The sequence below is a fragment of the Chryseobacterium caseinilyticum genome (assembly GCF_014837145.1).
In the GTDB taxonomy this organism is placed as follows: Bacteria; Bacteroidota; Bacteroidia; order Flavobacteriales; family Weeksellaceae; genus Chryseobacterium; species Chryseobacterium caseinilyticum.
Genome location: NZ_JACYFS010000001.1, coordinates 1,561,899 through 1,573,106, shown reverse-complemented (window position 1 = coordinate 1,573,106; position 11,208 = coordinate 1,561,899). Strand labels below are relative to the sequence as shown.

Annotated in this window: 12 protein-coding genes; 8 read left to right on the top strand and 4 right to left on the bottom strand. The window is 35.4% G+C overall.

Going from position 1 to position 11,208, the window contains the following annotated elements; translation table 11 throughout:
• The first annotated feature begins 86 nt into the window (after window positions 1-86).
• The 7 genes from IC610_RS07575 (at window position 87) to IC610_RS07545 (ending at window position 6,577) form a co-directional block, all read left to right on the top strand.
• Complete coding sequence (locus IC610_RS07575; RefSeq protein ID WP_056081940.1) at window positions 87-725, top strand: DUF47 domain-containing protein; 639 nt, start codon at window positions 87-89, stop codon at window positions 723-725.
• 16 nt (window positions 726-741) lie between these two features.
• Window positions 742-1,881: an inorganic phosphate transporter gene (locus IC610_RS07570; protein ID WP_191735987.1), complete on the top strand. Its 1,140-nt coding sequence runs from the start codon at window positions 742-744 to the stop codon at window positions 1,879-1,881.
• Between the two features lie 308 nt (window positions 1,882-2,189).
• Entirely contained in the window at window positions 2,190-3,161 is a 972-nt protein-coding gene (locus IC610_RS07565) for a polyprenyl synthetase family protein (RefSeq protein WP_056081932.1), read from the top strand.
• A gap of 94 nt (window positions 3,162-3,255) precedes the next feature.
• Window positions 3,256-4,212, top strand: a complete 957-nt coding sequence (locus IC610_RS07560) for a GSCFA domain-containing protein (protein WP_191735985.1) — start codon at window positions 3,256-3,258, stop codon at window positions 4,210-4,212.
• Window positions 4,213-4,232: 20 nt separating this feature from the next.
• Window positions 4,233-4,751, top strand: a complete 519-nt coding sequence (locus IC610_RS07555) for a DUF4269 domain-containing protein (RefSeq protein WP_191735983.1) — start codon at window positions 4,233-4,235, stop codon at window positions 4,749-4,751.
• Window positions 4,751-5,512, top strand: coding sequence for a TatD family hydrolase (locus tag IC610_RS07550; RefSeq protein WP_191735981.1), 762 nt, complete (start codon window positions 4,751-4,753; stop codon window positions 5,510-5,512). Before IC610_RS07555 ends, IC610_RS07550 begins: the two co-directional genes overlap by 1 nt.
• Before the next feature lie 9 nt (window positions 5,513-5,521).
• On the top strand, window positions 5,522-6,577 hold the full coding sequence (locus IC610_RS07545) for an acyltransferase family protein (RefSeq protein WP_191735979.1): 1,056 nt from the start codon (window positions 5,522-5,524) through the stop codon (window positions 6,575-6,577).
• A 13-nt stretch (window positions 6,578-6,590) separates the two neighbouring features.
• Here IC610_RS07545 and IC610_RS07540 read toward each other — a convergent pair whose 3' ends face one another.
• Together IC610_RS07540 and IC610_RS07535 are read right to left on the bottom strand one after the other, a co-directional pair.
• Window positions 6,591-7,853 carry a DEAD/DEAH box helicase gene (locus IC610_RS07540; protein ID WP_191735977.1) on the bottom strand — a complete coding sequence of 421 codons (1,263 nt, stop codon included), beginning with the start codon at window positions 7,851-7,853 and terminating at the stop codon, window positions 6,591-6,593.
• Between the two features lie 167 nt (window positions 7,854-8,020).
• Window positions 8,021-8,509, bottom strand: a complete 489-nt coding sequence (locus IC610_RS07535; RefSeq protein ID WP_191735975.1) for a DUF6438 domain-containing protein — start codon at window positions 8,507-8,509, stop codon at window positions 8,021-8,023.
• Window positions 8,510-8,721: 212 nt separating this feature from the next.
• On the opposite strand from IC610_RS07535, the gene IC610_RS07530 reads away from it, so the two are divergent.
• Window positions 8,722-9,453, top strand: coding sequence for a class I SAM-dependent methyltransferase (locus tag IC610_RS07530; RefSeq protein WP_191735973.1), 732 nt, complete (start codon window positions 8,722-8,724; stop codon window positions 9,451-9,453).
• A gap of 35 nt (window positions 9,454-9,488) precedes the next feature.
• Here IC610_RS07530 and IC610_RS07525 read toward each other — a convergent pair whose 3' ends face one another.
• Together IC610_RS07525 and obgE are read right to left on the bottom strand one after the other, a co-directional pair.
• A complete protein-coding gene (locus IC610_RS07525) occupies window positions 9,489-10,133 on the bottom strand; it encodes a porin family protein (protein WP_191735971.1) in 645 nt (214 codons plus the stop codon).
• Between the two features lie 81 nt (window positions 10,134-10,214).
• Complete coding sequence (gene obgE / locus IC610_RS07520; protein ID WP_191735969.1) at window positions 10,215-11,198, bottom strand: GTPase ObgE; 984 nt, start codon at window positions 11,196-11,198, stop codon at window positions 10,215-10,217.
• Between the last annotated feature and the right edge of the window lie 10 nt (window positions 11,199-11,208).

Below are 11,208 nucleotides of genomic sequence, written 5' to 3'. Positions count from 1 at the left end.
AATATGAACAAAAATTAACGCTGGATGCTTTTTGTTAAGAAGCTTTTTTTAGAAATTTGCACACGAATTATAATAAATACTTTACAATGGGAATTGGTAATATTTTCCACGCTTTTCAACCAAAAGATAAAATCTTCTTCGTACTTTTTGAAAAAGTAACCGACAACCTTGTGGCTATGTCTGAAGAGTTCAATAACGGGATCAAAGATTTTGACGTAAACGACGATACCATGTTGAAAAAAATGAGCGACTACGAGCACAAAAACGATGAGTTGACTCACGAGATTTTTGTGGAACTGGGGAAAAACTTCATTACTCCTTTCGATAGAGAAGATATTCACACTCTTGCAACAGGTCTTGATGATATCGCAGATTACATTTACGCTTCTACAAAATATATTTTCCTTTACAAGTCTCCTGAGATGAAGGCTTATTCAGATTTCTCTTTACTGATTCACAAAGCATGTATTGAAATTCAGAATGCGATGAAGAATCTTAAAGGTTTCAAAAATATGGAGCAGGTAAAAGAAGCATGTATCAAAGTAAATTCTATAGAGAATATTGCTGATGATCTGCTTTCAAACTCTATGGTTGATTTATTTGAAACCAATGATGCCATCAATATTATCAAAGTTTCTTCCGTATTGAACTATCTTGAAATCGTAACCGATAAAGCTGAAGATGTAGCCAATACGATTGAAAACATCATGATTAAATACGCTTAAACAAGATATCTGAAAGATGGAATTTCCTATTTTACTTACAGTGATCATTGCTTTGGCGCTTATCTTCGATTACATTAATGGTTTTCATGATGCAGCCAACTCGATTGCGACAATTGTTTCTACAAAGGTACTTACGCCTTTTCAGGCAGTACTTTGGGCAGCACTTTGGAATTTTGCGGCTTTCTTTATCGCCGCTTATATCATTAAAGATTTTAAAATTGGTAATACAATTGCCAAAACAGTTAACGAGAACTTTATCACCCTTGAGGTGATCTTCTCTGGTCTTGTGGCCGCTATTGCATGGAATCTGCTTACATGGTGGTTTGGGATTCCGTCTTCTTCTTCTCACACTCTGATTGGTGGTTTCTTAGGTGCTGCGTTAATGCATGCATTTATGCTGGATTACAGAGAAGTGGTAGCTGCACATCCTGATTCGGGAGCTTTTGAAACGATTAAACAAGCACTCTTAAAAGTGGGTACGCAGGATATTGTGAAATTTGAGAAAGTAATTCCTATTTTTCTATTTATCTTTATGGCACCGATTGTAGGGATGATTATTTCAATTATTATTACTTTAATCATTGTTCATCTTTACAAAAATTCAAATCCTTACAAGGCAGACAAGTCTTTCAAGAGATTACAGCTGGTTTCTTCTGCATTATTCAGTCTGGGTCACGGTCTTAATGATGCTCAGAAGGTAATGGGAATCATTGGCGCGGCTGTTATTTACTACCACGTTCAGATGCTTGTAGATCCGGAATATATAAATATAGCTTCTGCAGACCGTTTTGACCACTTTGCCAAAGATTATCTTTGGGTACCTCTGGTGTCTTTCGTAGCGATTGCATTGGGAACCATGAGCGGAGGATGGAAGATCATCAAAACAATGGGAACCAAAATTACAAAAGTAACCTCTCTGGAAGGTGTAAGTGCAGAAACTGCAGGTGCAATTACTTTGTTTTTAACAGACCATTTCGGGATTCCTGTTTCTACAACACACACAATTACAGGTTCCATTATCGGGGTAGGTTTAACGAAAAGGATTTCAGCAGTACGTTGGGGAATTACCGTAAGCCTTCTTTGGGCATGGGTTTTAACGATTCCTATTTCAGCGATCGTTGCGGCGATAACTTATCTCATCGTGACAGCTTTTTAGAAAAGAATATTACATTTTTTTATATGACGGACATTTTTGATAAAATGTCCGTTTTACTTTTCTTACAATGCCTCATTGAAGTCATCGGGAGGATTTCATAAAAAGCATTCGTGGACTTAGACAAAAGCACGTCTGCATTTTCAAAAAGCATGCGGGCGTTTTATTTTTGCTTGCTGAGCATTTGATTTTTCGTATCGTTGAAATAAAAATAAAGATTCAGACAAGAGTGAAATTTGTACTGTTAGCCAAAGTTTTTTATTTCAAAACCCCTCGGAAAATTGTATTTTTGTTCAAACTATTTACATTTTATGGAATTCTTAGACACCTACCAACAGATTGTTGCTGATGCCATTACCAAATATACTTTCAAAGACAAGCCGGCAGAGCTTTACGACCCGATGAATTACATCATTTCCCACGGCGGAAAGCGTCTTCGCCCAATCATGGTGCTGATGGCCTGCGATCTCTTTGGCGGTGATATGAAAGAGGCGATTAAACCGGCTCTGGCCATCGAGTTTTTCCATAATTTTACGCTGATTCATGATGATATTATGGATGAAGCGCCTTTAAGAAGAAATAAGCCAACCATTCATACCCTTCACGGCATCAATACAGGGATTCTTTCAGGAGACGGACTCATGCTTAAAGCTTATAAGTTTTTTGAAGATCTTGAACCTGAAATCTTTAAAGCCTGTATCAGAATTTTCACCCACACAGGATTGCTGCTTTGTGAAGGTCAGCAATACGACATCAATTTTGAAACTAAGGAAGACGTAACCTTCGATGATTATATCAGAATGATTACCTACAAAACCGGTGTTTTAAGCGCTTCATCTTTCGAGATTGGAGCAATGATAGCAAAAGCCAATTTTAAAGATGCAAAAGCAATCTTCAACTTTGGAAAACACATCGGTATCGCTTTCCAGATCATGGATGATTATCTGGATGTTTTCGGAGATCAGGCACAGTTTGGAAAGAAGCATGCAGGCGATATTTACGAAAACAAAAAAACAGTTCTTTATCTTTTGGCAAGAGAATACGCCACTGAGGCTGAACTGAAAGAACTTGATTTCTGGTACTCAAAGAAAACAGATAATATCGATAAAGTTTACGGCGTAGAAAAGATTTTCAGACGCACAGGAGTAGATGAAAAAGCTTTAAGACTGATCGAAAAACACAATGAGATAGGTCAAAGTTTCCTTCAGAAAATCGATATCGACGATGAGAAGAAAAAACCTTTCGCAGAATTGGCCAACTATCTTTTAAGAAGAGAATCTTAATTTGAAAATTTGATAATTTATCAATTTGAAAATTGTCAGCGACTCAATTCTCATTTTCAAATTATCAAATTAACTTATTTTCAAATTGACTTAAATGAAATTCCGTACCGAAGTAAACATCGCAGAATCTGAAAACAAAATCGGAATTGAAGATAAAATATTTTCAATAGGATCATGCTTTGCGTCGGAAATGTCTGATTTGTTTCAGAAAGGGCAGCTTCAGACGGTCAATAATCCGTTCGGGACGGTTTTTAATCCATTTTCGATTAATAATGCTGTGAAAAGACTTCATGATTCTGAATTTTATCATGAAGATGAACTGATTACCTATCACGACGAATTTATTTCGCTTGATCACCACACAAGTTTTGACACGAGGTTTATTCATCAGACTTTGGATAAGATCAACACAAAATTGACTGAAGGAAACCAGTTTCTGCAGGAATCAAATTGGGTCATTATCACTTACGGAACGTCGTTTATCTACGAATTTGAACCCAAGAAAAAATTGGTTGCGAACTGCCACAAAATTCCTCAGAAATTCTTTGAGAAAAGACTTTTGACGCATCAGGAACTGACAGATTCAATTTACGATACGGTTATCAATCTGAAAGATATTTGCCCTGAAAATGTTCAGATTCTCTTCACTGTTTCGCCGGTCCGTCACACTAAAGACGGAATGACTGAAAACCAGTTGAGTAAATCTAAATTGATTACAGCCGTTCATGAAGTCATTTCTCAGTTTGAAAAATGCCATTATCTTCCGGTTTACGAAATTTTAATGGACGATTTGCGCGATTACAGATTTTATAAAGATGATTTGATACATCCAAATTCGCAGGCGGTCAATTACATTTTCGACAAGTTTGGAAATGCTTATTTTTCAGATGAGACGAAAGATTTTATCAAAGAAAATTTTAAAATCAATCAAGCTTTGGAACACAGAACCGATGATGAAAAAGATCCGAAGTACATTGAATTTAAAGAAAAGCTGAATCAGAAAATTGAAGTTCAGAGATTGAAAGTGAAACATAAAATATTCAGGATTTAAGGTTTAAAATTTAAAATTAAATGATTGACTTTACGAAACTTGATTATTTAAAAGTAGGAAATGAAAAACAGAAAAGAGCTTTTCAGATTCTTTATCAATATAAAATCTTTGAAAAACTACAGAAATATTCACCTGTTTTGGCAGGAACAATTCCAATTGAGATTGATATTGAGGAAAGTGATTTGGATATTATTTGTGAGATTAAAGATCAGCTTGAGTTTAAAAACTTTTTAATTCAGACATTTTCTGAATTTGATTTGAATATTGAAATCCTTGTAATTAACGGAACTGAATCGGTTGTCTGTAATTTTATAATAGAAGAATTTCCAATCGAAATTTTCGGACAGAACAGGCCGGTAACTCAGCAAAACGCTTACCTCCACATGATCGCAGAACATAAAATACTGACTGAAAAAGGAGAAGAATTTAAACAGAAAATAATAGATCTTAAGAAAAAAGGAATCAAGACAGAACCCGCTTTCGGACTGCTTCTGAATCTCAAAAACCCTTATGAAGATCTTTTAAATTTTTTAAAATAATGATTGATACACATACGCATTTATACGCAGAAGAATTTGATGAAGACAGAAAAGAAGCCATCGATAGAGCTGTAAATAAAGGGATTACAGAATTTTATCTACCTGCAATCGACTCAGAATCGCACGGTAAAATGCTTCAGCTGGAAAGTGAATATCCCAACCGGATTTTTTCAATGATGGGTTTACATCCTTGTTATGTTAAACCGGAATCGTGGGAAAACGAACTGGAAATTGTTAAGAATTATCTTGATCAGAGACATTTTCCGGCCATCGGAGAAATTGGGATTGATCTGTACTGGGACAAATCTACTTTGGATATTCAGGTGAAAGCTTTTGAGCAGCAGATCGATTGGGCAATTGAAAAAGATTTGCCAATTGTGATTCACACAAGAGAAAGTTTCGATGAAACATTTGAAGTTTTAGATCGGAAAAAACATCCAAAGCTTCGTGGAATTTTCCATTGTTTCTCAGGAAATCTTGAGCAGGCAAAACATGCTTTAGATTTAAATTTCATTTTAGGAATCGGTGGAGTAGTGACCTTTAAAAATGGCAAGATTGATCAGTTTTTAAAAGAAATTCCATTAGACAAAATCGTTCTGGAAACAGATTCACCTTATCTCGCACCCGTTCCGTTCAGAGGCAAAAGAAATGAGAGTTCCTATCTTGATCTTGTTGCCGGTAAACTCGTCGATATTTATGGAGTCGACTTCTCGGAAATCGACAGAATTACAAGTGAGAATGCGAAAAGAATGTTTAAATAGTAAATATCTGTGAAAACACTTCCCAACATTACCTCTCTAAGATTTTTTCTCGCCCTATTGGTAATGATTTTCCATATTCCTCAGTTTTTTCAAAACAGAGGTCTGCCATTTTTTTATGACTTGCCAATTTTTAATAAGGGAAGTGAGGCTGTTTACATGTTTTTTTCTTTAAGTGGATTTCTGATTATCAGGCAATTGTTCAACGAAAAAATCACCACAGGAAAGATTAATCTCAAAAATTTTTATGTAAGGAGAATACTAAGAATTTTTCCTTTGTATTATTTGGTTGCTGTAATTGGAATATTATACTACAACATTATACTTCCAGAAATGGGATTTGATTTTGCCAGAAATTATAATTTTTGGGAAGGTGCGATCTTGCTTTTCACATTTTTTCCAAATATTTTTTCCACTTTCAATCCGGGTGGAATTCTTGAAATCCTATGGTCTATTGGGGTTGAGGAGCAATTTTATCTGTTGGTTGCACCATTAATTTTGATTATATCTTCAAAATACCTCAGATTTTTTTTAATAAGCTTCAGTCTCTTCTATATCACATTATATCATTCACAATTTTTTGATGTAATTTCAAAATACAGAATGATGTTTTTCTATTTCTCATTCGCAGGGTGGTGCTCACTGATTAAATTTGATGACAACAAAAATTTTAAGATTTTAACAGTCCTTTCTTTTGTTATCGTCACGCTCTATTTTATGACTGATATTTTTCAAACGGTGATGGATGATTTTGTTTATCAGTTGTTTAGTATGGTTTTGTTCGGATTTTTTTTGGTTTTCTTTACAAAAAAACCAATCAGTTTTTTTGAAGAAAAAAAACTGATTGGTTTGGGTAAAATCTCTTATGGTATTTACATGTACCACAGCATTTCTCTACAGTTAGTAGGTTTTATTTTTCTCAAGTTATTGCCTGAGAATTCATTAAACAATTATCTTGTAATTATCTCAGGCTTTTTAATAACGATTTTTATAACCATTTTAGCTGCCCATTTTTCCTATAAGTATTTTGAAAAAAGCTTTATAAATTTGAAGAAAAAATTTAGATAGAAATTAAAATAAACTATTTCTTTCTGAAAAAATTACTTTTATTCTTAGGCTTTCTGCTGTGATCCGATTTCTGCTGACCTGCAGCAGCTTTCGGTCTTGGCGTGAAAGGCTTGTTGTTGGAATCTCTCTTTTCAATCACCAGATTATCGGTATGGAAAGGGTGATCTTTTACCACAGGAATTTTCATTCCAATCAGCTTTTCGGTGTCTTTTAAATTCAATAAATCTAGACCGTCAACAAACGAAAGCGAACTTCCTTCGGCTCCGGCACGGCCTGTTCTTCCGATTCTGTGGACATAAGTTTCTGCTACATCAGAAAGTTCGAAGTTGATCACATATTTCAGTTCGTCAATATCAATTCCTCTTGCAGCAATATCTGTAGCCACCAAAACGCGTGTTTTTCCTGATTTAAAATTACTTAAAGCATTCTGCCTTGCATTTTGCGACTTATTTCCGTGAATCGCTTCTGCTGTGATGTTTGAAGCCTGTAACTTTCTTGCAATTTTGTCGGCTCCGTGCTTGGTTCTTGAGAAAACCAAAACAGATTCTTTGATATTGTCCTGAAGAATGTGCGAAAGCAGATCCAGCTTTTTATCTTTATCAACGAAATAAACAGATTGCTTAATAGTTTCCGCAGTGGAAGAAATCGGTGTTACTGAAACTTTGATTGGTGTATTCAGAATAGAATCTGCAAGTTTCTGAATTTCCGTCGGCATTGTTGCAGAGAAGAACAGCGTCTGTCTTTTTTGAGGTAAAAGTTTAATTATTCTTTTTACATCGTGTACAAAACCCATATCGAGCATTCTGTCGGCTTCATCCAAAACGAAAATTTCAAGATTTTTAAGAGATATAATTCCCTGTGCGATAAAATCAAGTAATCTTCCGGGTGTGGCAACCAGGATATCAACACCTCTTCTCAAGGCCTGCTCCTGACTTCCCTGTTTTACACCTCCGAAAACTACGAGCTTTCTTAAAGGTAAATTTCTGCCGTAAGCATTGAAACTTTCCTCGATCTGAATTGCCAGTTCTCTCGTTGGCGTTAGGATTAATGCTTTTATGTGATTGTTTTTAGGGCCTTTTCTTTCTGTAAGATTTTGTAGAATTGGGATGGCAAAAGCTGCGGTTTTACCTGTTCCTGTCTGTGCTGTTCCAAGAACGTCTCTGTGTTCTAAAATAGAAGGAATCGCTTGTTCCTGAATTGGGGTTGGTTTTTCGTAACCTTCATTTTGAAGCGCATCCAGAATGGGCTTAATGAGTTTTAAGTCTGTGAATAACAAAATATTTATTGCGTATTAAAATAATGCGGTCGAAGCAGTATACTTCATCATTTTTAAGCAGATCTGCTAAAGGATTTTTAACAGAGTTTTTAAGTAAAATCATTTACTATTTGGCTGAGAATGCCGCGAAATATAATGCAAAGATAGTTTAAATTATTTTAAGACAATTAATCTACTTTTTTCCAGTCCTGATTAGTTCTCAGGTCTTCAAAAAATTTGTAAACTTCTACCAGTTTTTCTGTTCCTTTTTTGCCGTAATCTTCAACTTCTTTTGAAGTTCCGTCAGCAAATTTAATTCTTAAATAAGAGGTTGCCATGTCAGTAATATTTCTGCTACCGTATTTATCATTCATTGACTTCACATTCAGACCATCAATTAAGGCGGTCAGTTTTTTATAGTCTTCTTCTTTGATGGTTCCTTTAAAAGTTCCTTCTCTCGGTTTGTCAAAGTCGCTTTTGTTGAAACCTTTGGAAAAATTAAAATGTTCGGCTTCAAAAACCGCAGTTCTGTCAGGATTAACGGTAATTTTAAACATTGGGCATGAGCCAAAGCACGGTCCGGCCTCGTATTCTATCTGAGAATATTTTGAACCTGTTTTTTGTGAAGCACATGACAACAGAAGAATAGAGGCGAAGATTGCCACAAGATATTTCATATTTAAGTTTTTAATTTTAGTAATAAATGATATGTTAAACGCCCATGAATATTGATTTTTGTTTTCAATCAACTTTTGGCGGTTCAATAATTTTTAAATGATGTGTCGGGTCGTACAATAAGTATTCCAATGAAATATCTGAAAAAATTTTGAATGTAAAGCCACCAGTTTTTCTCTAAATTTTTGTTATTTTGAAGTCTGATAAAAGCAGTATGTACAATTTTCTTAAATCAGTTGTTAAAAATATTATTCCCAAAGAAATTCTGATTAAAAATGAAGATCAGTTACGGAAATTATTAAAACCTTTTTATCAGGGGAAAAATCACATTTGTACTATCTGCCAGACGAATTTGAAACAATTTGTAAAACTGGAAAATGGTGATTTAATCTGTCCGGTTTGCGGAAGCTTGCCACGAACAAGAAGACTTAATCTTCTTCTGGAAACTCATTATTTAAAACCAAATTCTGCTTTTCTTGATTTTTCACCTTCAAGAATGCTGTACAAAAAATGGAAAAAAAGAAAAGATATTTCCTATTTCCCAACTGATTTTGAAAATGAATTTCTTTCTGATTACCGTTTTGACATCACAAAAATAGACGCAAAAGAAAACACTTTTGATCTGATTGTCTGCTATCATATTTTAGAGCATATTGTAAAAGATGAAATTGCAATGAAAGAATTGTACAGAGTTTTAAAACCGGGAGGTTCAGTTTTAATTCAGACACCTTTTAAAAATGGAGAAATCTATGAAGATTACAGTAAAACAACGCCTCAGGAAAGGTTGAAGTATTTCGGACAGGACGATCATGTAAGAATTTACTCAGTTTCGGGACTTGAAAAACGATTAAATGGTGCAGGTTTCAAAACCGATGTTCAGATTTTTGAAGAAGATATCTATCAGGGATTTTCAAAAAATGAAGTGGTGATTGTCTGCAGAAAATAAAAAAGAGAAACTTTTCAGCTTCTCTTTTCAATATTTTAATTAAATCTATATCCTACACCGGCTTGCAGAAAACCAATTTTTGTTTTAAAACCTTTCCTGTGAGTATCAAAAAAGTTGAAATTGTATCTTGCGTCAATAAAAAACTGATCAGTTATTTTATACTCTGCACCTAAAAAAGGGAAAAGATTCAGCGTTTTATAGTCAACCAGGTTTTGAGAATCTGTACCGTTTACAATTACATCGGTTTTCATTTTTTCAGAAAGGTTAAAACCAAAATTCATTCCTGCTGCTGCGGAAAATTTCGGAACAAAATAATATTTTACCGAAACTGGAATCTGAATCTGAGTAAATTGATAATTAAAATCTACATTTCCCATTTCAACGATTTCGTTGCCAACGAGCTGTACCAGCGGAAGAGAATCTGTACCACCCAACTGAGTGTACAAAACTTCAGCCTGAATTCCCACTTTTGACGAAACAGGCTTTTCTATGACAAACCCGGCATAAAAGTAAGATTTTGAATCAAGTTGATCATCAAAAACTTTCATACTTGATAATGAATACCCTGCTTTTGCTCCAAACTTAAATATTGAATCAAAATCCGGTGTTGATGCTGATTCCTGAGCACTCATAAGTCCCGAAATTGTGACCGCTAAGGTCAAAAAAAAATTCTTAGTCATTTTTTTAGTTTAATTTTAAATCTAACGGAGATCCTGTAAAGAAATTGTGCTGTAAAGAGAATTTACAGCACAATTATTATTTTATCCGTGAAGTTGTTTCCAGATGGCATCCTTCAGTTCGATGAGGCCTTCACCGGTGACGCCTGAGAAAAACAGGGGTTGCTTGTTTTCGGGAAATTCAGCTGAAATTTCTTTTCTCAGTTCATCATCCAGAAGATCTGCTTTTGAAACAGAAATGATGAAATCTTTATCTAAAAGTTCAGGATTGTATTCCTTCAGTTCATTTTCAAGAATTTTAAACTCCTGAAAATGCTGTTCAGAATCTGCAGGAATCAAAAACAGTAAAATTGAATTTCTTTCGATATGTCTCAGGAATCTGTGTCCTAAACCTTTACCTTCCGCGGCACCTTCAATAATTCCCGGGATATCAGCCATTACAAAAGACTTGTAATTTCTGTAATCTACAATTCCTAAGTTGGGAGTCAATGTGGTGAAAGCGTAATTGGCAATTTTCGGTTTTGCAGCAGAAACAGAGGCTAAAAGTGTAGATTTTCCGGCATTTGGGAAGCCTACCAAACCAACATCGGCAAGGATTTTAAGTTCGAAAATGATGTATCCTTCCTGTCCGTCCATTCCCGGCTGGGCAAAACGGGGTGTCTGGTTGGTAGAAGATTTGAAAAATTCATTTCCCCGTCCACCTTTTCCGCCTTCCATCAGGATGATTTCCTGACCGTCTTCCAGGATTTCCCCTACAACTTCACCATCTTCGTTTTTAGCAATGGTTCCGATGGGAACATCGATGTAAACATCTTCTCCGAAGGCTCCTGTGAGCTGGTTTTTGGCTCCGTTCTGTCCGCGTTCCGCTTTTACGTGACGCGTATAACGAAGCGGAAGTAAAGTCCACTCGTGTGCATTTCCTCTCATGATCACGTGACCGCCACGACCTCCGTCACCACCGTCAGGACCACCTTTGGGAATATATTTTTCACGGCGGAGATGGGCAGAACCTGCGCCACCGTGACCGCTTTTACAATGGATTTTAACGTAATCTACAAAATTGCTCATACTTTAATTT

Excerpts from the sequence above, each read along its gene's own strand:
- IC610_RS07525 (WP_191735971.1), bottom strand. The coding sequence starts at position 10,133 with ATGACTAAGAATTTTTTTTTGACCTTAGCGGTCACAATTTCGGGACTT.
- IC610_RS07535 (WP_191735975.1), bottom strand. The coding sequence starts at position 8,509 with ATGAAATATCTTGTGGCAATCTTCGCCTCTATTCTTCTGTTGTCATGT.
- IC610_RS07530 (WP_191735973.1), top strand. The coding sequence starts at position 8,722 with ATGTACAATTTTCTTAAATCAGTTGTTAAAAATATTATTCCCAAAGAA.
- IC610_RS07555 (WP_191735983.1), top strand. The coding sequence starts at position 4,233 with ATGATTGACTTTACGAAACTTGATTATTTAAAAGTAGGAAATGAAAAA.
- IC610_RS07565 (WP_056081932.1), top strand. The coding sequence starts at position 2,190 with ATGGAATTCTTAGACACCTACCAACAGATTGTTGCTGATGCCATTACC.
- IC610_RS07570 (WP_191735987.1), top strand. The coding sequence starts at position 742 with ATGGAATTTCCTATTTTACTTACAGTGATCATTGCTTTGGCGCTTATC.
- IC610_RS07560 (WP_191735985.1), top strand. The coding sequence starts at position 3,256 with ATGAAATTCCGTACCGAAGTAAACATCGCAGAATCTGAAAACAAAATC.
- IC610_RS07550 (WP_191735981.1), top strand. The coding sequence starts at position 4,751 with ATGATTGATACACATACGCATTTATACGCAGAAGAATTTGATGAAGAC.
- obgE (WP_191735969.1), bottom strand. The coding sequence starts at position 11,198 with ATGAGCAATTTTGTAGATTACGTTAAAATCCATTGTAAAAGCGGTCAC.
- IC610_RS07575 (WP_056081940.1), top strand. The coding sequence starts at position 87 with ATGGGAATTGGTAATATTTTCCACGCTTTTCAACCAAAAGATAAAATC.